The organism is Stutzerimonas xanthomarina DSM 18231 (assembly GCF_900129835.1).
Taxonomy (GTDB): domain Bacteria; phylum Pseudomonadota; class Gammaproteobacteria; order Pseudomonadales; family Pseudomonadaceae; genus Stutzerimonas; species Stutzerimonas xanthomarina.
Window position 1 is genome coordinate 1 of record NZ_FQXA01000010.1, and the last position, 24,718, is coordinate 24,718.

Genomic DNA, 24,718 nt, shown 5'->3' on the forward strand with positions numbered 1-24,718 from the left:
CGCACTGAAGTACCGCTCGCCTCGGGAGTTCAGGCGGTTGGCTGTAACATCAACTTAACAGGGTTGCGGTGTCCGGTTTGATAGGGGCAAGTCCAGCTGGTTCCGGAAGCCTTCACCATAACCCTCCGCTATGGTAAGCGCTCTACTGATAATGGCATATGGCCAGGCCGGTGTATCCCTGCTAAAGAGATGTGGGAACGCTGGTTGTGGGTGGTTACCACGAGCTGGTCGTAAGCGATTGGCCGCTTCTGGCCGAAAGCAGCCAGCCTCTAATTGCTAACCCAACCCCGGCATACCCCCCTCCAACCTCGGACAAGCCCACTCCACAAACGCCCGCACCCTTGGCGATAGCTGCAAGGCGTGCGGGTAGACCAGCTGGATCGGTAAATCCTTCGGCTCGTAATCCCTGAGCACCCTTACCAGACGACCATCAGCCAGTTCATCGGCGACCTGATAGTGCATCAACCGCGTGATGCCGAGGCCTTGCACGCAGGCCAGGCTGGCGGTGCGGATCTGGTTGCAGGTCAGGCGTGGGGTGATTTCTTCGGCCTGTTCCTTCTCGCCGTGGCGGTAGTACCAGTGGCGGCCCTGGGCGGCGAAAAGGATGCAGGCGTGGTCCTCCAGTGCCGCCGGGGTGTCGATGGCGGGGGCGGTGTTCAGGTAGTCGGGGCTGGCGCAGGTGACCAGCCGGGTGCTGCCGATCTGCCGGGCGACCATGGCCGAGTTGGGGAGGTGGCCGATGCGCAGGGCGAGGTCGAGGCGTTCGTCGAGCAGCGGTACGATCTGGTCGCTCAGGTTCAGCTCGACCCGGATCTCAGCATGTTCCTTGAGAAATTCGTTCACCAGCGGCGCAACGTAACGCTGGCCGAACTCCACCGGCGCGGTGATGCGCAGCAGGCCGCGGACGGCTCCGTCGCTGGCTTCCAGGCGCTGCTCCATGTTGGCGAAGTCCGCCAGCATGCGCCGGCTCCAGGCCAGGTACTCAGCGCCTTCGTCGGTGAGTGCCATGCGCCGGGTGCTGCGGTTCAGCAGGCGCACGCCGAGGTGGCGTTCCAGCGCGGCCAGTGAGCGCACCACCGACGCCACGGACTGCCCGGTGGCATCGGCGGCCGAACTCAGGCTGCCGTTGTCGACGATGCGAACGAAGTTGGCCATTGCTTTGAGCTTGTCCATTGCCACCCCGGGATTTGTGCGATTGCTGCATAGATGTTGTCAGGCCGGCGGCATAGGTGAAACCCGCAGGGCGGCTGACACTTCAGGGACTGAGGTCTTTTGGAGTTTCGTACATGAATCAGTCAGCCAGCCCCGCCCGCATTCTCGCCTATGACCACATCGGCATTCGTGTCAGCGACCGGCCGCGGGCGATGGCCTTCTACCAGGCGCTGGGCTTCGTCGAGAGCGCCAGCTTTCCGCTGTTCGAAGCGAACGAAATGCTCAGCCCGGATGGCGTGCGCATCAACCTGATCTTCAACGGTGCGCGTGCCGCTGACGCGCACAACGTGCTGCTGGATGCGCCGGTCAAGCGGCCCGGCATGACCCATCCGGCCTTTATCGTCGATGACCTTGCGGCGCTCCAGCAATGGCTCGAAGCGCAGGGCATCGTCATCACCGAGGGGCCGCATCCCATCGGCCCGCGGCGGATCGCGCTGTTCATCCGCGACCCGGACGGCAACGTTCTGGAATTCAATCAGCTCATCAGAGGAGGTGCGCAATGAAACTGTACGACCTGGGTCCATCCGGCAATTGCTACAAGGTGCGGCTGTTCGCTGCGCTGGCAAACATCGACCTTGAACTGGTCGCCGTGGATTTCGCCAATGGCGCGCACAAGAAGCCGCCGCTGTCGGAGCTGAACCCGCTGGAGCAGTTGCCGATTCTGGATGATGGCGGGCATATCGTCCGCGACTCGCAGGCCATTCTGGTGTATCTCGCCGGCGTATACGGCGGCCTGGCCTGGTGGCCGGACAACCCGCGCGGGCAGGCGGAGATCGTGCAGTGGCTGTCGTTCACCGCGAACGAGATCCAGCAGAGCCTGAATGCGGCGCGGCTGGTGCAGAAGTTCGGCTATCCACTGGACAAGGCCGCGGCACTGGCGAAGGCGCCGGCGGTGCTCAAGCTGCTGGACGATCATCTGCAGCGCCACGACTGGCTGGCGATCGACCGGCCGACCATCGCCGATTGCGCGGTCTACCCGTACGTGGTGCTGGCGCCGGAAGGGGGTGTGGATCTCACGCCATACAGCCACGTCGCGCGCTGGATGAAGCGGCTGGAGGCGCTGCCGGGTTATCTGCCCAAGCCCTGACGGTGTGGAGTCAACGTCGCTCTTGCCCCTCGGCCTTGAGGAAATCTACGAAGGCCCTGAGCGGTGAGGGCATGTGGCGGCGGCCGTGGTAGTAGAGATAGGGGCCGTCGAATGACTGCCACCAGTCTTCGAGGATGGGTGTCAGGCGGCCATCGGCGAGCGGCTCGCGGATGAAGTCCTCGAAGGTGTAGATGATGCCGAGGCCGTTGATCGCGGCGCTGGTCTTCAGGTCATGGGAGGAGGTCACGAGTTGGCCTTGTGGCGGTATGCGCAGGGTTCGGCCATCTTTCTCGAACTCGAAAATACCCACCTTGCCGCTCTCGAAACGGTGACCGAGCAGCTGGTGCTCGGTCAGCTCGGACGGGTGCCGCGGTGTGCCGTGGGCGGCGAGGTAGCTAGGCGCGGCGGCGGCGACGAAGCGTTGCCGGCGCGGGCCGATGGGGATGGCGATCATGTCCTTGGCGAGGCTTTCCTCGTAGCGCACCCCGGCGTCGTAACCGGCGCCGATGACGTCGATGAAGGTGTTCTCCATCACCACTTCGACGTTCACTGCCGGGTAGACCTTGAGAAAGCGGCTCAGCAGGTCCGGCAACAGGAAGCGCGCCACCGGCACCGGCACGTTGAGTTTGAGAGTGCCGACCGGTCGGTGGGAATCATCGTCCAGGTCGTTGAACGCGGCGCTGATCTCGTCGAGCGCCGGCCGTAGCCGTTCCAGCAGGCGTTCGCCGGCGCTGGTCGGGGTGACGCTACGGGTGGTGCGGTTGAGCAGGCGCAAGCCCAGATCGCTTTCCAGGCGACGCATGCAATCGCTCAGCGAGGACGCCGACATGCCGCGTTTCTGCGCCGCGGCGCGAAACCCTCCGGCTTCGACCACGGCGGCGAACAGGGCGACATCACTCAGGTTGGGTTGACGCATGGGACCTCCTTGAATGATCGAACTGTACGATTGGCCGAACAGCCCGTCCATGTTTGCCTGGATTATCAGCCTGTGATCGTACGCTGATACTTCCTCCGTCGGCCGCCTCTGCCTGAGGCAGGCCATTCACGACGACGAGGAAAAGATCATGGCGCAGAGAAACGCAACCGAGCCGGGCAGTAATGCTTGGCCTCTGATGAAGCTGGCCAGAACGCTGATCGCCGGGGTGGCGCTGGCTGGAACGCTGACCGTCGAAGCCGGCAACCGACCGGCGCCGAAACCTGACTGGAGCCTGGCCGACATGCCTGCCCAGACGGGCCGCATCGTGCTGGTCACCGGCGGCACCAGCGGTATGGGCTACGAAGATGCGCTGGCGCTGTCACGCGCCGGCGCCGAGGTGATCATCGCCGCGCGCAACGCCGAGCGCGGGCAGGAGACCATCGAGCGGATACGTGAGCAGGTGCCGGATGCCCGCGTGCAGTTCGAGGCTGTCGATCTGGCCAACCTCGCCTCGGTGCGCAACCTCGCCGAGCGCCTTCAGGAGCGCTTGCCGCGCCTGGATGTATTGATCAATAACGCCGCGATCATGGCACCGCCGGAGCGCGGCACCTCGGCCGATGGCCACGAGCTGCAGCTGGCGACCAACTACCTAGGCCCGTTCGCCTTGACCGCATTGCTGATACCGCTGCTGCTGGAAAGCGACGATGCGCGGGTGGTCAGCCTGTCGAGCATCGCGGCGGGGCGAGGTCGCTTGAACTTCGCTGACCTGCAGGCCGAGCAGGGCTACGACCCCTACGCCAGCTACGCGCAATCCAAACTGGCGGTGCTGATGTGGGCAATGGAGTTGCAGCGCCACAGCGATACCGCCGGTTGGGGCATTCGCAGCATTGCCGCGCACCCTGGAGTCGCGGTCACCGAACTGGTCGAGCGCGGACCGGGGCTGGATAGCGAGTTCGCCGCCAACTGGGCCAAGGACCGCGACGAATACCACTCAGCCGCCCAGGGTGCACTGCCGACCCTGTATGCGGCGACCGCGCAGGAAGCGGTCGGCGGCGCCTATTACGGGCCGACCGGCGAGGAGGAGAAACGCGGCCCGCTGGGTTTTGCCAGGGTTCCGGAGGCTGCCGCGAAACAGGCCGATGCCGCCGAACTGTGGCAGCTGTCGGAACGCCTGACCGGCGTACGCTATCCCTGAACCCTCGGGCGCGGCTTTGCGCTCGCGCCCTGTTACCTCTCTTCCTTTTTCAGGAGCGCGCCCATGAGCACGCCATCCGTTGTGCATCGCCTGAGCACCGCGATCAATGCCGAGGAGCACGAGCTGCGTCCGGCACTGAGTGGTTTCCTACTGTTCTTTTGCCTGTTTGCCGGCTACTTCATGCTGCGCCCGATCCGCGAGTCGATGGGCATCGCGGCGGGGGTGGAGAACCTGCAATGGCTGTTTACCGCGACCTTCTTCGTCATGCTGGCGGCCGTTCCGTTGTTCGCCTGGCTCAGCTCGCGCGTACCGCGGCTACATTTCGTCGACTGGGTGTACGGCTTCTTCTGTTTGAACCTGCTGCTGTTCTCCGTACTGTTTCTGCTGCAGGGCGAAAACCCCTGGCTGGCGCGGGTGTTCTACGTGTGGATCTCGGTCTACAACCTGTTCGTCGTGTCCGTGGCCTGGAGCCTGATGGCGGACGTGTTCGACAGCGCCCAGGCCAAGCGGCTGTTTGCCTTCATTGCCGCCGGGGCGAGCGTCGGCGGGCTGGTCGGGCCGGCGCTCAGCGCGTTGCTGATCGGCAGTCTGGGAGAGGCGGGGTTGATGCTGCTCGCCGCGCTGCTACTGGGCGGCGCGCTGGCACTCAAGTTCTCGCTCATGCGCTGGCGTGAAGTCGGCGGAGCAGGGCGGCCTGGCGCGACCCCGGCGGAGAGCACGCGCAAGCCGGTGCCGGGCAACCCGTTCAGCGGGATGACGCGGGTGCTGCAGTCGCCTTATCTGCTTGGCATCGCCGGCTTCGTGGTACTGCTGGCGACCGTGACGACCTTTCTCTATTTCGAGCAGGCGCGCCTTGTGGCCGAGCTGTTCCCCGATCGGGCGGCTCAGGTTCGGGTGTTCGGCACTATCGATGTGGTCGTCCAGGCCGGGGCACTGCTGTCTCAGCTGTTCATCACCGGACGGCTGGCGCAGAAGCTCGGCGTGCGCGTGTTGCTTGCGATCGTGCCGCTATTGGTCTGCGTCGGCTTTGTTGGCCTGGCGCTGATGCCCAGTTTCGCCATGCTCGCGGCGCTGATGATTGTGCGTCGCATCGGCGAGTACGCGTTCGTCCGGCCTGGGCGGGAAATGCTCTTCGCGCCGCTGGATGCGGAAAGCAAATACAAGGCGAAGAACGTCATCGACACGGTCGTCTACCGCGCGGGTGATGCCGTCAGCGGTTGGGGGAAGACCGCACTGGACATGTTCGGTCAGGGTGCCGGCCTGGTCGCCGTGGCCGGCGCACTCTGCGCGCTACTATGGGGTTATCTCGGCTGGCAGCTCGGCAAGCAGGCGGACAGGCAAACCGAGGTAAGGGTGGGGGCAGTTGTGGGGAGTGGCGCTTGAGCGAAGCGCAGGCGGCGACCGGCTTTGCGCCCGGTCGCCGCGCTTCATGCGCCGGTCAGAAGCTGACCACCGTCTTCAGCCCGACGACCACCACGTCCTCCGCCTCGTCGAAGCCGCCGGGGCGGTGGAAGTACTGGATGTTCGGCGTCAGCGAGATGGCCGGCGTGAGGGCGACGCGGTAGTAGAGTTCGGCGGGGTATTCGACGTCCGGCACCGGCTCGCCCTGCTCGCGCAGGTGCTTGCGGGCGTCGTCGTTGATTTCCAGGCGGCCGAGGCCCAGGCCGAGCTCGTCGTTCGGGCGCGAGGCGAAGGGGGCGGAGAGGATGCCGCCAACCTGCCAGATGCGCTCGATATAGGTCACGTCCGGGTCGGACTGGATGAAGTTGGCGAACAGCTTCAACCGTCGCTCGGCCACCGTGCTGCTCTGCCAGAGCTGCTGTTCGGCCATCAGGTAGCCGCCGGTGGCCTGGTCGTGTTCGGCGGCAGGCGCACCGGAAAGCGCCATCGGCCGGCCCGCAGCGTCACGGTAGACGTCCTCGAAGTCGCCGGTATTGCGCCACAGGCCCAGCCGATAGGCGCCGGGCTGGCCAGAGAAGGTCGGCGTCCAGCCCAGTTCGGCAACCGCGTGGTAGCCAGTGGTGCCCGACGGGCTGCCGAAGTTCAGGCCCTGCTCGCGCTCGGTGAAACGCGGATTGACCTGATACAGGGCGGTCTGCAGCGACCATTCTTGATTGAACTGATAATGCGCAGTGGCGCCCCACTGGCTGATCGGCCAGGTGTACCAGTTGGGCGTGATGTAGCCGGGCACCGTGCCGCAGAAACCGAGGTTCTGGAACGGGCAGGCGAAGGGGAATATCTCGCCGCTCATGGGCAAACGGCCGAGTTTGATCAGCAGGCGGTCATCGAGCAGCGCCTGCTGGTAATAGAACTGCACCAGCCGTGTGGTGCTGCCGTAGCCATAAATTTCCTGCGGTTGCAGCAGCACGCCGAGGTCAGCCTCGGCGTTGAGGTTTTCGCCGTTGCGGTTGACCACCGTGAAGCGGAATCCGGCGCCGGACCAGCCCAGCAGTTTGTCCAGGTCCAGCGCGGCGTCGAACATCAGCTGATCGGAGTAGGTCCCGGTGTGGTCATCGCCGCCCTGGGTGTTCCAGGCCAGCTCGTTGACGTAGGTGATCTGCAGGTCGACGCCGGCCTCATGCAGGCGGGTGCGGCTGCCGTTCCAGTCGCCGAACAGGAACTGATCGGGTGAGTACTCGGCCGCTTGGGCAGAAGTGAACAGGCAGGCGGCGAGAAGGCCGCTGCCGAAGCGCAGGCTTGTTGTCATTGTTCTGATCCTTTGGGATGTAACGGTGCGCGTGCAGCGAATACCGTTAGCCGCAATGCCTGTGGGCATTCACGGTATTCGCGTGCGTTTCCGCTATTGGTAACGCCTGGCTACTCAGGCGTTACCGGTTCACCTGTTTGGTTGGTGATCGAAAGTTGCCGGCCTAATGTCCGCCACCAGACTTCACACCGTCGTGTGCTTGCCGGCGAACGAAGTGACGGATGCTTTCCAGCTCGGCATCGGTCAGATCCGGGAACTTGGGCATGCCATTGGCAAGTAACGCGCCGCCGCGCACGACACTCTCGAACGCCTTCTCACTGCCTGTGAGCAATATCGGCGACTCCCGTAGATCGGGTGCCTTCATACCGGCAACCGCTCCGGCGCCATGACAGCCGACACAGAGGTTCTCCGCAAAAACGCCCGCGCCTGCCTCCGCTTTCTTGGCGTCGACCTCGAACTTCTCATCGATGATGGGCTTGGCAAGCTGCGGTGCCGGCTGTTTGGGGATAACCGCTTTTCCGTCCAGCGAGAAGGTCATGATGCGGCGCTCATGCGCACCATATTTCCAGCCATGGCTTTCAAAACCCAGTTCACCGGAGCCGCCGAAGTTGGAGGCCAATGCACCACCGGGGCCTACCAGCAGGGAAACCATCTGCTTGCCATCGAGCTTGTAGGTAATCGGTGGCGCAGAGATACCGAGGCCCACGTCATAGGACCAGAGTTCGTCGCCGGTGCGGGCATCGTAGGCTTTGAACAGGCCGTCAGGCTGGCCCTGGAAAACCAGGTTGCCGGCGGTGGTCAAGGTTCCGCCACCCCATGGGCTCTTCTGGTTGACTTGCCACACACGCTCATTCTTGACCGGGTCCCAGGCCTGTAGGGAGCCGCGTGATTCATGCGGGTCTTTGGTCAATTCCCAACCAGTCAGCCCCAGGTAGAGTTTGTGACTCGCCATCTTGTGGCCAGGCTTCGTGTCCTTGCCATTGTCCTTGAAGGTGTTGCCCAAGTGGTTGGTGGGGATGAAGGCGAGATTCAACTCGGGGTTGTAAGACATCGCATGCCATGAGTGCGCACCGAATGCCGAGGGGTAGATATTCTTCTCGCCATCAGGATATCTCGCGCCTTCAGCAACAATATGGCGCTGTTCTTTCAGGTCATATTTGGTTGACCAGTTGGCGTCTGCGAATTTCTCGGCGGACAGTACCTTGCCGTTTGAGCGGTCGATCGTATAGAAGAAGCCGTTCTTCGGCGCATGCAGTACCGCATCAACATCCTTGCCATCGATTTTCAAATCGGCCAGCACGATGTCCATGTTCGAGTTGTAGTCCCAGGTGTCGCCTGGGGCAGTTTGTACGTGCCATTTGTATTCGCCGGTATCCGCATCTACCGCTACGACAGAACACAGGAACAGGTTGTCGCCACCCTCCGGGCTACGCACCTTGATATTCCATGGCCCACCGTTACCTGTACCGAAGATGAGCTGGTTGTATTTGGCGTCGTAGGTCCAGCCGTGCCAGGCATTACCGCCGCCGCCGTTTTCCCACCACCGGCCACTCCAGGTTTTGGCCGCCATTTCCTGAGCGGCATCCTCGAATCCATCGGCAGGGTTGCCAGGGACGATATAGAAACGCCAGACCTGCTTACCCGTTTCGGCATCATAAGCGGTCACATACCCACGCATCGGACCAAGTTCCGTTCCGCCATTGCCGACGAATACTTTCCCATCGAAGGCCTTGGGATGACCGGTGATATTCAACGGCTGGTCGTGATCGAAGGTACGGGTCTGCCAGACTTCCTTGCCGTCTTTTCGGTTGATTGCAATCAGGCGGCCATCCCAGGTGGCAATGAATAACTTGTCGCCGTAGGTTGAAAGGCCGCGATTATGCTTCCAGAAGACCTTCTTCATGTTGTTGTCGAGGATCTCTTTGGAAACTTGCGGATCATATTCCCAAAGCATCTTGCCCGAGCGAGCGTCGAATGCACGGGTTCTGCTCATTTCACCCACGTAATACATGACGCCATCGACCACCAAGGGCGTCCCGACCATATCGGAACGGTCCGGCAGCGGCGCGTACCATTCAGGCTTGAGCTGGCTGACGTTATCTACATTGATGTCTTTGAGAGGGCTGAACCTCTGCTCGGAGTGCGTTCGCCCATAAGCCAGCCAATCAGCAGTATTTGATTCATCAGATAATTCCTTGTCGGTAATGACTCTGTCTGATGCATGCAGCGGCGTGATCGCAAAAAGCGAGGCAGCCATGATTAGGTGCACCCTTAGGTTTGACTGTTTGGATTTCATTTTTATTATTCCTTGTTTAGGGTTTCAGGCGTGCGTGGGTACAACGAGCATTTATGAATAAAGGCTCTTGTGGTGTTTCTTTTGTTGTTAAGTCGGTATCGGTATTGCGCCCCGTGATAGCGCGTAATGGCATGCGCATATCACGGCTTTTCAAATTATTTATTTAAACTTTTATATGGCCTGCTTCGCCGTTGTGACCCGCTGCGGTGACGAGCCACGGAAAAATGTCACCGCTTCGCCTGGACTGGCAGGGCGAAGTGTTGGATACCCGCGCTGGCCGGGCAGGCTGCCTTTGGGCGGGGAGGGGGTGGGGTAGCTCATGGTGTTTCCTCCGATGTATGGCCGGATCGGTTGACGGCCGTGTTGTTGTTCAAAGCAAGGGGGAGGGTGGACCGGCGACCGTGCTTGCGACCGGGCACGGCAAGGGGCGGGCGCCGAGCTCCAGACCCTGCCAGGCCAGCACACGTTGATAGCGGTCGGACAGTGACTCGGCTTCGCTCCAGGCGCCTGGCAGCCGCTCACCGAGCGCCAGATGGCTGTCGGCCTGGCAGCGCAGGTCGCTGGCGCAGGCGTGATAGAAGCGGTTGACGACTTCGGCCATCGGCTCGCGCCAGTCGTCCATCAGCAGGGCCGCGTGCGCGAGCACTGCCGGGCGGCCGTCGCGGCTGCGCCGCCAGCGCTGCGCGGTGCCGGCCAGCTTGCGGCCCTCCAGCGTCAGGTTGTAGCGGCCGTCGCAGAAGGCACCCGGCACCGCGCCGACTCCGGCCCGCAGGCCATGTTCGGCTAGCCACAGCGCCAGGGGATCGAGGAGACGCTCGTAGGCGACGACGATGCGCCTGTCGATCTCGTCGCTGGCCGGCAGGGCGCAGGCCAGGGCGACATTGAGCACGGCCGGTGATTGCGGCACCGGTTCGCCGCCGGTATCGCGCAGCAGGATCGGCCAGCCCTGCGCTGCGCAGCGTTGGCTGGCCAGAGCGAAGCCGGGCCGGCGCTCGAAGCTGCCGGGCATCACCAGCGCCTGGCCGGTGGGGCGCCAGAGCAGCAGCTGGCAGTCGAACAGTCCGTCGCAGACGCGCTGCAGCAAGGCCCGCTCGGCATTCAGACCGGCTGCCACGCTGAACCGGGCGATGCCGTTCATACCGCGTGCTCCTCGATACGCCGGCACAGATCATCGAGAAACTCCGCCGCAGGCGAGCCGTTGACGGCGCGATGGTCGAAGGTCAGCGACAGGCCCATCCACTCGACTTCCATCAGCTCGCCGCTCGGCCCGAGTTCCAGCCGCCGCTGAATGCCACCGACACCCAGAATCGCTACCTGCGGCGGATTGAGGATCGGCGTGAAGTGATGCACCCGCGACAGCCCCAGGTTGGAGACGGTGAAGGTGGCGCCGGTCAGTTCCTTGACCGACAGCTTGCCGGCCAGGGCCTTGTCCACCAGCGCCTTGCGCGCCTGGCACAGGCCTTCGCCGTCCAGCTGTTCGGCACTGAACAGCGCCGGGGCGACCAGCAGGTCGCCCGGCAGTGGGATGGCGAGGCCCAGATGCACCGCCGCGTGCTGGTGAATCACCTCGTCTTCCAGCGTGGCATTGAGGCTGGGGTGGGCCTTGAGCGTCTCGATCACCTTGAGCAGCAACAGGTCCTGCACGGACACCGCGCTGCCCTCGGCCTTCAGCTCGGCGCGGCGGGTTTTCAGCGCATCCAGCCTGCATTCGCTGTGGTGGGTCAGTTGCGCGGTGGTCTGCAGGCTTTCGTGCATCTTCGCCGCGATCATCTTGCGCATGCCCTTGAGCGGCACCCGTTCCGGTGCGCGCTCGGGCAGGAGTTCCAGTCGAGTCATGGCTAATTCACCTGGCCGATGACCGCACCCTTGGCGATCACCGCGTCTTCTTCCTCGATGATCTTTAGCACCCCGGCAACCGGGGCTTCGATCTCGAACTGGGCCTTTTCCGACATGACCTCGGCGACCAGGTCACCGGCGGCCACTTCGGCGCCGTCGCTGACCAGCCAGGAGGTGATCACCGCTTCGGCGTCGCCTTCCCAGAGGTCGTCTGCAATCACGATGGGGGTACTCATAAACGTCATTCCTTATGCATGGCGTGGTAGGCGGCCACGATCTTGTCGGCGTTGGGCAGGGCCCATTGCTCCATGACCGGGGTGAAGGGGATGGGGATGTCGGGGAAGGCCACCCGCTGCGGGCGTGCCTTGAGCATGCCGATGTCATGCTCGACGACGCTGGCGATGATTTCGCCGCTGACGCCGAAGCTGTGATAGTCCTCGTCGATGACAATCAGCCGGCCGGTTTTGCGTACCGAAGCGATGACATGTTCGCGGTCCAGCGGCACCAGGCTGCGCAGGTCGATGACCTCGGCGCTGACGCCGTCCTTCTCAAGCTGTGCGGCGGCGCGCAGGGCGTGGTGTACGCCGGCGCCGAGGCTGACCAGGCTGACGTCGCGACCCTCGCGCACGGTCTTGGCCTTGCCGATCTCGACGATGTAGGGCTCCTCCGGCACCGGCACCGTGGCGCCTTTCTCGGTGCCCAGCCAGCCCATGCCCTGCAGTGACTTGTGGAAGAGGTAGACCACCGGGTTTTCGTCGCGGATCGCCGCGGTCATCAGGCCCTTGGCGTCGTAGGCGTTGCTCGGCACCACCACCTTCATGCCCGGCAGGTGGGCGAAGGTGCCGTAGAGGCATTGCGAGTGCTGGGCGGCGTCCGAGTAGCCGGCGCCGGTGGAGGCCATCAGCACCATCGGCACCGGCACCTTGCCGCCGGAGAAGTAGGTGTTCTTCGCCATCAGGTTGTAGATGGCGTCCATGCAGACACCGAAGAAGTCGACGAACATCAGCTCGACGATCGGCCGCATGCCGTCCGAGGCAGCGCCGACGGCGGCGCCGATAAAGGCGGTTTCGGAGATCGGCGTGTCGCGGATGCGCGTCTTGCCGAACTCGTCATACAGCCCGCGGGTGTTGCCGAATACGCCGCCGAGCTGGCCGATGTCCTCGCCCATCACGAACACCTTCGGGTCCAGGCGCATTTCCTGCGCCACGGCTTCGGCCATGGCGCGGGCGACGGTGAGCTTTCTTTCTTTTACTGCTGTGGTCATGGGTTTCTCCTGCTCAGCCGGCCAGCGCGCCGGGACTGACGATGATCTTGACGTTGCGGTCCTTGTGGTTGGCCAGCTCCTCGAAGCCCTGTTCGAGGATGTTGTCCAGGCCGATGCGGCCGGTGATCAGCGGGGTGACGTTGATGCGCCCGTCGTCGATCAGGGCGATGACATCGGCGAATTCGCCGGCATAGGCGAGCGAGCCGATCACCTGTTTTTCAGTGGCGACGATCTCGAAGAAGTTGAATTCCGAGGGTTCCTCGAAGATGCCCACCATCACGCAGCGGCCGGCCTTGCGGATCACGTCGATGGCGAGCTTGGCGGTGGCCTTGTGGCCGATGCACTCGAATGAGACGCCGGCGCCGTAACTGCCGGTGAGCGCCTTGATTTCGGCGATGGCGTCGCACTCGCTGGGGTCGATAACCCGGTTGGCACCGACTTCCAGCGCCTTGGCCTTGCGTGCAGCGGACATCTCCAGGGCGATCACCTGGCCGGCGCCAGCAGCCTTGGCGCACATGATGGTGCACAGGCCGATGGTGCCGGCGCCGACCACCACCACGGTTTCGCCAAGCAGGCTGCCGGCCTTCTTCACCGCGTGCATACCCACCGCCAGTGGCTCGATCAGCGCGCCGGCTTCCATTGGGAATCCTTCCGGCAGGCGGTAGAGCAGCTCGGCCGGCACGTTGACCAGTTCGGCGAAGGCCCCGTTGTTCATCAAGCCGGTGAAGGCCAGCTGTTCGCAGAGGTTGTACTGGCCGGTCTTGCAGAAACGGCACTGGCCGCAGTGCTGGCAGGCGTCCGCGGCGACCTTGTCGCCGGGCGCGTAGCCTTCGACGCCTTCACCGGTGGCGACGATCTCGCCGCAGAACTCGTGGCCGAGGATGCACTGGCCCTTGATGCCGGTGAGCGGGTGCGGCGCGTCCACCGGAATGAACACCGGGCCGGCGAGGTATTCGTGCAGGTCGGAACCGCAGATGCCGCACCAGTGCACGCGGATCTGCACCCAGCCCGGTTGCGGCGCGCCGGGCAGCGGTACCTGTTCCAGGCGGATGTCCTTGCGACCGTGCCAGACGGCGGCGGTCATGGTGGCTTGGCTGTTCATGAGGTGTTCCTCTTGTTGTTCTCGGATGGGCTCAGACGAACACCTTCTCCAGCGCTTCTTCCGGGCGCGGGTAAGGGCTTTCACGGGCGAACTGCACGGCTTCGTCGATACGGCCGCGGGCGCGTGCGGCGATGTCTTCGGCCTGCGCCTCGCTCATCACGCCCTCGTCGATCAGGCGCTGGCGGTAGCCGGGGATCGGGTCCTTTTTCATCAGGCCGTCCTTCTCGCCTTCGGGGCGGTAGGTTTCGCCGTCGCCCATGAAGTGGCCGGCCAGGCGGTAGGTTTCGATCTCGATGAGGGTCGGGCCGCCGCCGGCGCGGGCGCGCTCGATGGCTTCACCGGCGGCACGGAACACGCCGTCCGGGTCGTTGTTCTCGACGAACACACCGGGCATGCCGTAGGCCACGGCGCGTACGTGGTGCTGCTTGATGCAGGTGGCGCTGGCCTTGGCCACCGAGATGCCCCAGGCGTTGTCCTCGATGACGAACACCACCGGCAGCTTCCACAGCGCGGCGAGGTTCAGCGTTTCGTGGAAGGCGCCCTGGTTGGCCGCGCCCTCGCCGATGAAGGCGACCGCCACACCGGGCTTGCCCTGCAGCTGCCGCGACAGCGCCGCGCCGACCGCCGGGCCCATGCCTTCGGCGATGATCCCCGAGCAGGAGAAATTCACCCGGCCATCGAACAGGTGCATGTGGCCGCCGCGGCCGCCGGAAAGCCCGGTGGCCTTGCCGAAGATCTCGGCCATCATCTCGTTGAGGTCGACGCCCTTGGCCACGGCGATGTGGTGCGGGCGGTGGGTGGCGGTGACGATGTCCGCAGCCTCGAGGTGGGCGCAGACGCCCACCGCACAGGGCTCCTGGCCGTTGGAAAGGTGCATCTCGCCGGGGATCGGCCCCTTGGCCATGTTGAATACCGGCGTCTTGCCTTCCATGTAGATGCGCTCGATGGATTCCTCCATGTAGCGGCTGGTCAGCATCTGCTCGTACATCCACAGGCGCTGCGAGTTGTTGGGCTGGGTCATGGGGGGACTCCCTTGTAGTGGCGGGTCAGATCGCGCGTTCGTTGAGTAGCCGGCCGATCTGCTCGGCCTGGCGCAGGGCCAGCGCGACGATGGTGAGGGTGGGGTTCTGGCCGCCGCTGGTGGTGAACTGGCTGCCATCGGAGACGAACAGGTTGGGGATGTCATGGCTCTGGCCCCACTTGTTCACCACGCCGTCACGCGCCTTGGCGCTCATGCGGTTGGTGCCCATGTTGTGGCTGGCCGGGTAGGGCGGCAGCTCGATGATGTCGGTGGCGCCGGCGGCCTCGTAGCACTTGGCGGTGGCGGCAACGCCGTGCTTGCGCATGGCGGCATCCATCGGGTGGTCGCTCTTGGTCACCACCGGAATCGGCAGGCCGTACTGGTCCTTTTCGCTGGCGTGCAGGGTGATGCGGTTGCTTTCCAGTGGCAGGTCCTCGCCACACAGCCAGACGCCGGACATGTGGTCGTACTTCTCCATCCGCGAGGTGAACTGGCGGCCCCAGCCTTGCGGTGTCGGGTCGAGGAAGGCGGAGAGGAAGGGCAGGCCGAGGGCGAGGATTTCCAGCCGATAGCCGCCGACGAAGCCGCGCGATGGGTCGTTGTAGGATTCGTCGGAGATGACTCCGGCGCAGGTGGTGCCGCGGTACATGTGCACCGGCTTGGGCATCACCGCGAAGATGCCGGCGGTGGTGTGGGTCATGTAGTTGCGCCCGACCTGGCCGGAGGAGTTCGCCAGCCCGTCGGGGAACATGGAGGAGGCAGAGTTGAGCAGCAGGCGCGGTGACTCGATGGAGTTGCCCGCCACGCAGACCACGCGGGCCTTCTGCCGCTGGATGTTGCCGTCGGCATCGGCATAGACCACGCCACTGGCGCGGCCCTTGGCGTCGTGTTCGATGCGCAGCACCATCGACTGCGGGCGCACCTCGCAATAACCGCTGGCTTCGGCGCGGGGAATGTCGGTGTAGAGCGTCGACCACTTCGCGCCCATCTTGCAGCCCTGCATGCAGAAGCCGATCTGCTGGCAGGCGGCGCGGTCGTCGTAGGGCTCGGTGTTGATCGCCATCGGCCCGGAGAGAATTTCCTTGTAGCCGACCCGCTTGGCGCCGGTGGCCAGCACTTTGAAGGAGTTGTGCCAGGGGTGATAGGCCATGCCGGTGCTCGGCCCGGTCACGCCCATGTGCTTCTCGGCCTTCTCATACCAGGGCGCCATCTCTTCCAGGGTCACCGGCCAATCGAGCAGGTTGGCGCCGGCGATGTCGCCGTTGATGCTCTGCATCTTGAATTCGAAGTCGCGAAAGCGCAGGGCGATGCCGGCCCAGTGCACCGTGCTGCCGCCGACCGCCTTGACGATCCACGCGGGCAGCGTCGGGTTGTTCTCGGCCAGGTGCCAGCCACCGGCGGCCTGGCGTTTGTCGAGCCAGGAGATCTTCTTGAACATCGCCCATTCGTCGTTTTCGATGTCGTCGAGGCTGAAGCGCTTGCCAGCTTCGAGCACCACGCTGCGAATCTTCTGTTTGGCCAACGCGTTGGCGAGCGTGCCGCCGCCTGCGCCGGAGCCGATGATCACCACGACGCCATCGTCGTCCTGGGCAAAAGTTGCCATGGGATATTCCTCGTCTTGTTCTTGTTGTTATCCCGCGTGGGCGGGGTGCTCAGAGCCAGTTCAGGTCGTTGAAGCCGCGGTTGACGTATCCGCCGTATTCCCAGGACGAACCCTCGTAGCCGAACAGCGGGAATAGCGCCTTGTTGTCGTACAGGCCGAACATCAGGCTGCTGCGCACGGCCTTGAAGAAGGGGGTGTTTTCGATGTCGGTCAGTAGGGCCACGCGCTCGGCCTCGTCGAGCTGTTCGAATGGCGAACCATGGACCTGGCGCGCCTGCTGCTGCAGTCCGTCCAGGCCGCGAGCGACCAGGGCCGGCTGCTCGTCCACCAGGCCGAGCAGGGGCTGCACGTAGTGGTGGTCGCTGATGAACGTGTGGGGGAAGACGTCACGGCCCATGCGCAGCAGGCCATCGGGCAGGTCTGGCAGGCGTTCCTCGGCGAGCAGGTTCACCGGGATCAGTTGCGACAGGCTGAGTGCCAGCAAGGACTGGCCGGAAATGGAAAGAAAGCGTCGCCGGTTTAGCGTGCCCTGCGGGCGAGCTGAATCGTGCATGACATAGCTCCTGATTATTACCGGCAGTTCCGTGGTGCTCGGAATGCTGGCGATCTTGTTATGCGAAGAGTTTGTTCCGCAAAACAGTAGGAGCAGTTGTCATGCCAACTTTTAGTGAGAGCTTCAGATGTTTGTAATAGATTGATAAATATGGTTTTTTGTTAACTCTACGGTGCTTATGTATTTAATGTGTAAAGCGCTTTAGGCGTTACACCTGTAAAGCGCTGTAAAGCGTTTTACAGTACCGCGACAAACAATATGCACAGACAAAGTACTTCTAAAGTTCAGGCTGGTCTGTCCGGGTCAATGGTTTATCCTTCGTTTATTGCAAAACAATAAAGCGTTTCACTGGAGTCGCCTGCGCTCGGTCTGGCGCGAGCACTTCGAGGAGGAGGCATGAATCTGCTATCCGGTCCGGTCAGCCATATCGACGCGGTGCTTTCGCTGGCCAATGCGCCGCACCTGCCAGGTGATCGTGATCCGATCATCGCGCGCTCCTGGCACCGCTGTGTGCACGACTACGGCCTGGATCCGGCGCGACCTGCCGAAGCCCGATTCGTCCCGCGGCAGGTGCTGCGCGAACATCAGGATCAGGCCGACGAGCTGATCAATGTCGCCCGCGCCGGCGTCGAGCAGCTCTACCGGCAGATCGCCGAACTGGGTTACGTGATCCTGCTGACCGACAACCGCGGCATCGCCGTGCAGTTTCTCGGTGACCCGGCAGACGAAAAGGCGCATCGCAAGACCGGTCTGTTCCTCGGTTCGGACTGGGGCGAAGACCATGCCGGCACCTGCGCAGTCGGCACCTGCATCAAGGAGCAGCTGGCGCTCACCTGTCACCAGCAGGATCATTTCAGCGTTTGGCACACCAATCTCACCTGTACCGCTGTGCCCATGTTCAACCCGCACGGGCAGTTGCTGGCCGTGCTGGATATTTCGGCGCTGCACTCACCACCGACCAAGGATTCCCAGACCTTCGCCCTGCAGCTGGTCAAGCAGTACGCGCGGATGATCGAGGATGCCTATTTCATGCGCGTCTATCGCGAGCGGCCGATCCTCTGTTTCGACGGTTCCCGCGAGTTTGTCCTGATCAACCGCCGCTACCTGCTGGCGCTGGGTGACGATGGCGAGCTGCTTGCCGGCAACACCGCCGCCCGCGGTCTGCTGGCCGAACACGGGCTGATGACACCGGGGCCCTTCGGCACCCTGGCGCAGGCGCGGATCGATCAGCTCTTCGACTGCGAGCTGAGCGATGTGCTGAGCATTCCCTACGGCAGTCACGATCAGGTCCGCGCGTTTCGTACCCATCGGCACCAGCTGTTCTTTGCTGCATTGATGGAGCCGCGGCGCCAGGCAGCGGAGCCCGTCGAGCGTAGCGCGCCCGGTGGGCATGCCGCGCTCGATGCGCTGGCCGACGACGACCCGGTGATGCGCAAGATGCTCGCCCGCGCCAAGCGACTGTGCAGCGAGCCGCTGAACGTGCTGCTCAATGGCGAAACCGGCACCGGCAAGGAACGGCTGGCGAAGGCGCTGCATGAAAGCGGTTGCCGGCGCAGCGAACCCTTCGTGGCAATCAACTGCGGCGCGATGCCCGAGTCTCTGATCGAGAGCGAGCTGTTCGGCTACGCCCCCGGCACCTTTACCGGCGCGCGCAGCAAGGGCATGTGCGGGCTGATCCAGCAGGCCGATGGCGGCACGCTGTTCCTCGACGAAATTGGCGACATGCCGCTGCACTTGCAGACCCGGCTGTTGCGGGTGCTGGCCGAGCAGGAAGTGATGCCGCTGGGTGCCGAGAAACCGGTGAAGGTGGATATCCGCGTGGTCGCCGCCAGCCACCGCGACCTGCGGCAGATGGTCGAGAGCGGGGCGTTTCGCGAGGACCTGTTCTACCGCCTGAACGGCGCGTCGCTGAAGCTGCCTCCGCTGCGCGAGCGTGCCGACAAGGGCTTTCTCATCGAGCGGGTGTTCGCCGAACTCGCCGAGGGCCGGCCGGGCAATCCGCATCTGCGTGGCGATGCCATGAGTGCACTGCTGGCTTATCCCTGGCCGGGCAACATCCGCGAGCTGCGTAACGCATTGCAGTACGCGCTGGCGACCTGTGAGGATGACGAGATCACAGTGCAGGACCTGCCGGATGAATGTCTGCCACCGATTCTGGCGCGCTGTCGTCAGTCGGCGGCTCCGTCCGAACCCGAGTCGGTGACGGCACTGCGCGAGCAGCTGCGCCGGCATCGCTGGAATGTCAGCGCGGTGGCTAGGGAGCTGGGCGTGTCGCGCCCGACGGTGTACCGGCGCATGCGCGTGCTGGGGATCGAAGCGCCGGTATGACTGGCGCCAGGGCTCTACTCGCTGACCGGCTGTTCCGCCGGCGAGGCTTTTTCAGCGGCGATATCGAAGGCGATGCTCCTGTTGTGCAGTGGGTAGGGCTGGTGCACCAGTGCCTTGATGTTGGCTTCGGCAGGCATGAGGTCGGGCAGGTATTCGTAGGTGGCGTCGGCGCGCATCGGGTCGCTGTCGCGCGGCTGGCCAGCGCCGCCGACCTGGTGGCTGGCGTAGCTAATGCGTGGCTGACCGCTGAGACCGCGACCGGCGTGCAGGCGCACGACGATGTCGACGGCTTCGACGGGCACTTCGCCGTTGTCGTCACGCAGCACGAAACCCTTGTTCTTCACATCGCGGGCCTGATGGCCGAGGTACGGCTGGTCGAACGCCAATGGCGGGTGCGGCACGTGGTAATCGATCAGCACGTCGCGGCCGTCCACCGTGGCCTGGCGCGGTGCGAGCGGAGTCCAGCCCTTACGCTCGATGACGACGCGATGGTAGACCTTGCCGAGCATCTGGCCGAACCAGCGATAGCCGTTCGCCGACAGGTGCACGCCCTTGTCGGTGGAGGGGTAGACCGGGCCGAACAGCTTTTCGAGAGCTGGGCGATGGAGCGACCCGAGGTCGAGGCGTTGCTGGCGACGAACAGGTGATCCGGATCGGTGTCGCGGCCGAGGTGGTGCAGGTAGAGCCGGCGTGCCATGTTCAGCGCGCCGACTTTCACCGATTCGCCTTCTTCCTGCGCCTGCGGCGCGAGCTTGCCGACCTTTTCTGCATCGAGCACCACGGCCGCGTTGCTCTTCTGCTGAACCACGGCGCGCAACGGCGTGAAGGCCGCTTCGCCCACCGGTTTGAACGCCGCGCCGCTGAACGCAGCCGAGCGTGGCGACTGGCCGAGCATGAGGTTGTCGTAGCGCGGTGCCACCGAGAGCGCTGGCCAGCCTTCGGCGGCGGAGGCGAGCGACTGGCGGTAGGTGATGATGTGGTTGTACTTGCTTTCCAGCGGCTGGGTCAGCTCGTTCGGCTTGGCCAGGAGCTCAGCGGTCAACGCTTGTTCTCGGCGCCGCGGGCGGCCAGCTGCGCCTCTGTTTCGGTCGCCAGGCTAGGCGTGGCCAGGGCGAGCAGGAGTGCGGCGGCGAGGGTGCTGTGCAGGATCGTCGGTTGATCAGGGCGATGGGGCATGAAGTTGTTCCGGATGCGCTGGGCAGTTTCGTGCGGCTGCCTGCGGGCGAGCCGTGGACAATTGGCGAACGCGCTTTCAACAATACCGCAGGAGGTTAGTTTGCCCCGTAACGCCCAATGGCGGATTGGCTATGCTGTCGCGCATCCGGGCGGAGGCAGCGATGCGCAGCAGGCTTCGGCAGGTCGAACGATGCCGCTGCCGGCCGTTCCCATGCACGTCATCCCGTTACCAGAGGAGAATTCCAATGAGCCACAAAGCCATATTCGTACAGCCCGGCGGCGGTTATGACCGGGTCATCGTCGGCACCAGCGAGGCCCCCAGGCCAGAGGTCGGCGAGATTACCGTGCGCCTGCGCGCCAACTCGCTCAACTACCACGACTTCGCGGTGGTCAGCGGCATGTGGGGGCCGAGCGAGCCGCGCATTCCCATGGCCGATGGTGCGGGTGAAGTAGTGGCGGTGGGCGCGGGCGTGAGTGAGTTCGTTGTTGGTGATGCGGTGGTCAGCACCTTCTTCCCCGACTGGCTGGCCGGTGACCCGCTGATCGAAGGCTTCGCCACGGTGCCTGGCGATGGCGTCGATGGCTATGCCCGTGAGATGGTCTCCGCTCGTGCCACCTCGTTCACTCATGCACCCAAGGGCTACAGCCATGCCGAGGCGTCAACCCTGACCACCGCCGGCGTCACTGCCTGGCGTGCGCTGATGTCCGACGGCAGGCTCAAACCCGGCGACAGCGTACTGATCCAGGGAACCGGCGGCGTTTCCATCTTTGCCCTGCAGTTCGCCAAGATGGCCGGCGCCACGGTCATCGCCACCTCGTCCAGCGATACCAAGCTGGAGCGCCTGCGCGAGATGGGCGCTGATCACCTGATCAACTACCGCAGCACACCGGCCTGGGGCGAGACGGTGCGTCAGCTCACCGACGGCCGCGGCGTCGACCACGTGATCGAAGTGGGCGGCCCGGCAACGCTGGAGCAGTCGATGGTAGCCGCGCGCATCGGCGGGCATATCTCGGTCATCGGTATCCTCACCGGTGTTGCCGGCGAGCTGCCGCTGGTACCGGCGCTGGTGCGCCAGCTGCGTCTGCAAGGCGTGCTGGTGGGCAGCCGTGCGCACCAGCAAGAGATGATCCGCGCCATCGATGCCAACGGCATCCGCCCGGTGATCGACAAGCACTTCGCGGTGGACGATATCGTCGAGGCGTTCCGTTACCAGGAAACCAACCAGCACTTCGGCAAGATCTGCCTGGATATCTAAGGCATGAATCGGCGGCAGCAGCGTTGTAATGTACGGTAACGCTGCCGACGATGCTCGCCCATGACGCTCGGAAACCTGTCTATTTCTGCAACGCTATCTGCCCGACGCACTGGCCAATGTTGCTCATAAGTCCGGCGGCTGTTTCATGGTCGCGGCTGCCATCCGGGCTTCGAACAGTTGACCGTCCTTGACGACTTACCAATTGGTATATGGTTCATTAACGCTTAACGTTAAGGGTTAAAGCTTGATTCTGAGTTTCAGGTGTGATGAAACCCGGACGTTGTTCGAGTCAGGAGCTCCCGCCGTTGGGGAAACATCCTGAACGTCGCGACTAGAAAGCTCGCGATGCTCAATGCGGCAACGGAGCTGCGAGATCTACGCTCCCCGCCGGGCAACAGATTGGAAGCATTGCAAGGCAACCGGGCAGGGCAACATAGCATCAGGATCAACGACCAACGGCGAATCTGCTTTGTCTGGACAGACGCAGGCCCCACGCAGGTTGAAATAGTCGATTACCACTGAGGAGGTGGCTACATGGCAATTAACGGCATGCGCCCCGTTCACCCGGGTGAAGTGTTGCGCGAAGAGTTTCTAGAGCCGCTGGGCATCACTCCCGCTGCGCTTGCTCGTGCGCTACGTGTCTCGGCCCCGACCATTAATGACATCGTGCGTGAGCGTCGCGGGATAACGGCTGATACCGCAATTCGCCTGGGCCGCTACTTCGACACATCCGCACAGTTCTGGATGAACCTGCAGTCGGACTACGCTCTAGCGACTACCTATGCAGCGAATGGCGAAGAGATCGAGCATGAAATCGAGCCGCTGCGAGCTACTGGTTAACCGCGAAGGCGCGGTGTAGCCATCCTGTAGTCATCGAGCGCAACAAAAAAAGGCCTACCTTTCGGTAAGCCTTTGTTTTGTTTGGTGGCTACGCAGGGACTTGAACCCCGGACCCCAGCATTATGAATGCTATGCTCTAACCAACTGAGCTACGTAGCCAAGTGGCGCGCATTATTCGCGCCGCGCGGTTGTGTGTCAACCCTCCGGGAGCGCTTTTTCTACCTGCTTTTTCAAATGCTTATGCCGCCGGTCCGACCGTTGCCGGTGCGCTGTCGATCAATCCTATTTTTGTGCGAAACCTGGATTGGCCAGCCGCTCGTTGCGGTCCAGCGCGGCGGTCTGTTGCTGTCATTCGCAGCGCTTGCGCTGGAGGCTGGCAGCGAGATGTTCACACTGGTTGCAGGGCGAGTCGAACGCCAGGGTGTTCCAGCCGGGAAGTCGGCTTACTAGCAATACCGCGCTGGCTGCGCGGATCACCTATTTTGGTAAATACCTGAGCGAGCAGGCCCGGACGGGGCACGGATGACCGGTCCGAACGATGCAGTGCAGGGCCTGCCTAATCCCTCAGGCACTTAGGCGAGGAGACCAATCATGCTCAGCATTACCCTTCCAAGCGATCCGCCGCTGCATCCCTGGCTGTTGGACGAATCGCCGATGAACGACCTCGACGATGCCGAGAGTGACACCGAACTGGACGATGGCGGCGTTCTGCCGGATGAAGTGCTCGAGCAGCTGGAAAAGGAACCGCCACCCCCTGATCCGATGCCTGATCCCGGCGTGATGTAGCGGTTAAGTTGTGCTTGTCGATGGGTAGCCATGCCGGAGCGGTGCAGCTGTAAAGGTAGCGCGCTCCGGCTCCGCATCAACGTATGTGGGCTACCGCCGTTTTGGCGCGATAGAGTAGCCATCTGCTGCGGCGCCTACCCGCGAGTCCAGTCGCGCTGGGCGCCTAATCAATCCGGCCTCATCAGCGGATCGGATTAGAACGGGTCGGTAAATCCTAGTGATGGCCAACGTCTATCACTGTTGGCGCTGGCCGGAACGTCTATGGCCATGTCCCATGCAGCGCGCTTTTTCATGCTCTGGCATAGGGGCGTTGAGGGCGTCCCAGGCATAAGCGCGCTACAGATTCTTTTTCGGTTCCGTTACGCCGCCTGCGGCCAGGGTGCGTAAGAATATGTCCCTCCTTGCTCAAGAGACGCTAACGCATGAACAGGCGTTTGTCGGTTGTAGCGCTGCTGATTGGCTTGCATGTGTTCGTCGGTGTCACGCTGATTCCAGATCTTTCCTTCCGGCTGTTCGGCAGCGTCTTGGCGTGGGGCTATCTTGTGCTCTCGGCTGTGCTGATGCGTTTCGGCGTGCTGGTGCGCGGCGCGGGAAGTGCGCTGCTGGCGTGGTCCGGGTTGTTGGCGATAGGTATCTTTTCGAGCATGGCGATTTTCGCATTACTGCGCGCCTTTGTTTTGGTGTTGGCCTCGCTGCTCGGTTGGGAGTCGGCTGCTATTGGGCGTGACTCGGCGTTGGCCGTCATCGTTGCGGTCGCAGCGGTCACCCTGTTCGGTGTGCTTAATGCGCGGCGCACGGCTCGTGTGGTTGAACGCACCATCGCGCTGCGAGATCTTCCGCCAGGGTTGGAGGGCTTCAGCATCGTGCAGCTCAGCGACATTCACGTGGGGCCGACGATCAAGCAGGGTTACATCGATGCGATCGTCAGGCGGGTCAATGGGCTTTCGCCGGACCTCATCGTGATTACCGGTGATCTGGTAGATGGCAGCGTTGCCGATCTGGCCGATGACATTGCCCCGTTGGCGCAACTAAGTGCGCGCCATGGCACCTATGTGGTGACCGGCAATCACGAGTACTACTCCGGTGCGGACAGCTGGATCGCCGAATTCGAGCGGCTGGGCATGGCTGTGCTGCTCAATAGTCATGTTCAGCTCGAACACCGCGATGCTCGCATGGTGTTAGCAGGCATTGCCGATTATTCGGCTGAGCTGTTCCGGCCCAGTCATCGAAGCGATCCGGTCGCAGCGTTTGCCGGTGCGCCGGACGACGTGCCGCGCATTCTGCTGGCGCACCAGCCCCGTTCGGCCAAGGCCGCGTTGGAGGTGGGCTGCGATCTGCAGTTGTCCGGCCATACACACGGCGGGCAATTCTGGCCTTGGATGCACTTTGTGCGCTGGCAGCAACCGTGGGTGGCGGGGTTGCAGCGCGTCGGTGAAATGCAGATCTATATCAGCCGTGGCACCGGTTACTGGGGGCCGCCGCTGCGCTTTGGGGCGCCGTCGGAAATCACCCATATTCGCCTGATCAGCGCCGCTTGAAT

At 63.5% G+C, this 24,718-nt stretch carries 21 protein-coding genes, 1 tRNA gene and 2 pseudogenes; 10 read left to right on the forward strand and 14 right to left on the reverse strand.

Annotation, left to right across the window (positions count from 1 at the left end):
• Nucleotides 1-276 precede the first annotated feature (276 nt).
• Entirely contained in the window at nt 277-1,173 is an 897-nt protein-coding gene (locus tag BUE09_RS19200) for a LysR family transcriptional regulator (protein ID WP_073303612.1), read from the reverse strand.
• Between the two features lie 113 nt (nt 1,174-1,286).
• Between BUE09_RS19200 and BUE09_RS19205 the strand changes: the two genes are divergently transcribed.
• On the forward strand, nt 1,287-1,715 hold the full coding sequence (locus BUE09_RS19205) for a VOC family protein (RefSeq protein ID WP_073303614.1): 429 nt from the start codon (nt 1,287-1,289) through the stop codon (nt 1,713-1,715).
• Nucleotides 1,712-2,299 carry a glutathione S-transferase family protein gene (locus tag BUE09_RS19210; RefSeq protein ID WP_073303616.1) on the forward strand — a complete coding sequence of 196 codons (588 nt, stop codon included), beginning with the start codon at nt 1,712-1,714 and terminating at the stop codon, nt 2,297-2,299. Before BUE09_RS19205 ends, BUE09_RS19210 begins: the two co-directional genes overlap by 4 nt.
• Before the next feature lie 10 nt (nt 2,300-2,309).
• Here BUE09_RS19210 and BUE09_RS19215 read toward each other — a convergent pair whose 3' ends face one another.
• A complete protein-coding gene (locus tag BUE09_RS19215) occupies nt 2,310-3,215 on the reverse strand; it encodes a LysR family transcriptional regulator (RefSeq protein WP_073303618.1) in 906 nt (301 codons plus the stop codon).
• Between the two features lie 148 nt (nt 3,216-3,363).
• On the opposite strand from BUE09_RS19215, the gene BUE09_RS19220 reads away from it, so the two are divergent.
• Together BUE09_RS19220 and BUE09_RS19225 are read left to right on the forward strand one after the other, a co-directional pair.
• Nucleotides 3,364-4,410, forward strand: a complete 1,047-nt coding sequence (locus BUE09_RS19220) for an SDR family oxidoreductase (protein ID WP_073303620.1) — start codon at nt 3,364-3,366, stop codon at nt 4,408-4,410.
• A gap of 63 nt (nt 4,411-4,473) precedes the next feature.
• The gene (locus BUE09_RS19225) at nt 4,474-5,793 is read left to right on the forward strand and encodes an NTP/NDP exchange transporter (RefSeq protein WP_073303622.1); all 1,320 of its coding nucleotides are present in this window, start codon (nt 4,474-4,476) and stop codon (nt 5,791-5,793) included.
• Between the two features lie 55 nt (nt 5,794-5,848).
• On the opposite strand, the gene BUE09_RS19230 is transcribed toward BUE09_RS19225, so the two are convergent.
• The 10 genes from BUE09_RS19230 to BUE09_RS19275 form a co-directional block, all read right to left on the reverse strand.
• A complete protein-coding gene (locus BUE09_RS19230) occupies nt 5,849-7,117 on the reverse strand; it encodes a carbohydrate porin (RefSeq protein ID WP_073303624.1) in 1,269 nt (422 codons plus the stop codon).
• A gap of 163 nt (nt 7,118-7,280) precedes the next feature.
• Nucleotides 7,281-9,413, reverse strand: a complete 2,133-nt coding sequence (locus BUE09_RS19235; RefSeq protein ID WP_073303626.1) for a PQQ-dependent dehydrogenase, methanol/ethanol family — start codon at nt 9,411-9,413, stop codon at nt 7,281-7,283.
• A gap of 370 nt (nt 9,414-9,783) precedes the next feature.
• Nucleotides 9,784-10,551 carry a lipoate--protein ligase family protein gene (locus BUE09_RS19240; RefSeq protein ID WP_043295727.1) on the reverse strand — a complete coding sequence of 256 codons (768 nt, stop codon included), beginning with the start codon at nt 10,549-10,551 and terminating at the stop codon, nt 9,784-9,786.
• Nucleotides 10,548-11,249 carry a 2-oxo acid dehydrogenase subunit E2 gene (locus BUE09_RS19245; RefSeq protein ID WP_073303628.1) on the reverse strand — a complete coding sequence of 234 codons (702 nt, stop codon included), beginning with the start codon at nt 11,247-11,249 and terminating at the stop codon, nt 10,548-10,550. The genes BUE09_RS19240 and BUE09_RS19245 overlap by 4 nt, the downstream gene beginning before the upstream one ends.
• A gap of 2 nt (nt 11,250-11,251) precedes the next feature.
• On the reverse strand, nt 11,252-11,485 hold the full coding sequence (locus BUE09_RS19250; protein WP_073303630.1) for a lipoyl domain-containing protein: 234 nt from the start codon (nt 11,483-11,485) through the stop codon (nt 11,252-11,254).
• Between the two features lie 5 nt (nt 11,486-11,490).
• Nucleotides 11,491-12,513: an alpha-ketoacid dehydrogenase subunit beta gene (locus BUE09_RS19255; protein ID WP_073303632.1), complete on the reverse strand. Its 1,023-nt coding sequence runs from the start codon at nt 12,511-12,513 to the stop codon at nt 11,491-11,493.
• A 13-nt stretch (nt 12,514-12,526) separates the two neighbouring features.
• Nucleotides 12,527-13,597 carry a 2,3-butanediol dehydrogenase gene (locus BUE09_RS19260; protein ID WP_073303711.1) on the reverse strand — a complete coding sequence of 357 codons (1,071 nt, stop codon included), beginning with the start codon at nt 13,595-13,597 and terminating at the stop codon, nt 12,527-12,529.
• Between the two features lie 49 nt (nt 13,598-13,646).
• The gene (locus BUE09_RS19265) at nt 13,647-14,636 is read right to left on the reverse strand and encodes a thiamine pyrophosphate-dependent dehydrogenase E1 component subunit alpha (RefSeq protein ID WP_073303634.1); all 990 of its coding nucleotides are present in this window, start codon (nt 14,634-14,636) and stop codon (nt 13,647-13,649) included.
• Nucleotides 14,637-14,661: 25 nt separating this feature from the next.
• On the reverse strand, nt 14,662-16,239 hold the full coding sequence (locus tag BUE09_RS19270) for a GMC family oxidoreductase (protein ID WP_073303636.1): 1,578 nt from the start codon (nt 16,237-16,239) through the stop codon (nt 14,662-14,664).
• Nucleotides 16,240-16,288: 49 nt separating this feature from the next.
• Nucleotides 16,289-16,792 (reverse strand): gluconate 2-dehydrogenase subunit 3 family protein, encoded by a 504-nt coding sequence (locus BUE09_RS19275; protein ID WP_073303639.1) that lies wholly within the window; start codon nt 16,790-16,792, stop codon nt 16,289-16,291.
• Nucleotides 16,793-17,188: 396 nt separating this feature from the next.
• Between BUE09_RS19275 and BUE09_RS19280 the strand changes: the two genes are divergently transcribed.
• Nucleotides 17,189-19,120, forward strand: a complete 1,932-nt coding sequence (locus BUE09_RS19280) for a sigma-54-dependent Fis family transcriptional regulator (RefSeq protein WP_073303642.1) — start codon at nt 17,189-17,191, stop codon at nt 19,118-19,120.
• A gap of 14 nt (nt 19,121-19,134) precedes the next feature.
• On the opposite strand, the pseudogene BUE09_RS19285 reads toward BUE09_RS19280, so the two are convergent.
• A pseudogene (locus tag BUE09_RS19285) lies at nt 19,135-20,296 on the reverse strand (phosphate ABC transporter substrate-binding protein).
• A gap of 245 nt (nt 20,297-20,541) precedes the next feature.
• Here BUE09_RS19285 and BUE09_RS19290 point away from each other — a divergent pair.
• From BUE09_RS19290 to BUE09_RS19300, 3 genes and pseudogenes are all read left to right on the forward strand, one after another.
• Nucleotides 20,542-21,552: a zinc-dependent alcohol dehydrogenase family protein gene (locus BUE09_RS19290; RefSeq protein WP_073303644.1), complete on the forward strand. Its 1,011-nt coding sequence runs from the start codon at nt 20,542-20,544 to the stop codon at nt 21,550-21,552.
• 244 nt (nt 21,553-21,796) lie between these two features.
• Nucleotides 21,797-22,074: pseudogene (locus BUE09_RS19295) on the forward strand (type II toxin-antitoxin system RelE/ParE family toxin).
• Nucleotides 22,075-22,086: 12 nt separating this feature from the next.
• Entirely contained in the window at nt 22,087-22,392 is a 306-nt protein-coding gene (locus BUE09_RS19300; protein WP_073303647.1) for a HigA family addiction module antitoxin, read from the forward strand.
• Nucleotides 22,393-22,474: 82 nt separating this feature from the next.
• Here BUE09_RS19300 and BUE09_RS19305 read toward each other — a convergent pair.
• Nucleotides 22,475-22,551: transfer RNA gene (locus BUE09_RS19305), tRNA-Met, on the reverse strand.
• A gap of 432 nt (nt 22,552-22,983) precedes the next feature.
• Here BUE09_RS19305 and BUE09_RS19315 point away from each other — a divergent pair.
• Nucleotides 22,984-23,178 carry a hypothetical protein gene (locus BUE09_RS19315; protein WP_073303651.1) on the forward strand — a complete coding sequence of 65 codons (195 nt, stop codon included), beginning with the start codon at nt 22,984-22,986 and terminating at the stop codon, nt 23,176-23,178.
• A 422-nt stretch (nt 23,179-23,600) separates the two neighbouring features.
• The gene (locus BUE09_RS19320) at nt 23,601-24,716 is read left to right on the forward strand and encodes a metallophosphoesterase (RefSeq protein WP_073303653.1); all 1,116 of its coding nucleotides are present in this window, start codon (nt 23,601-23,603) and stop codon (nt 24,714-24,716) included.
• The last annotated feature ends 2 nt before the right edge of the window (nt 24,717-24,718 follow it).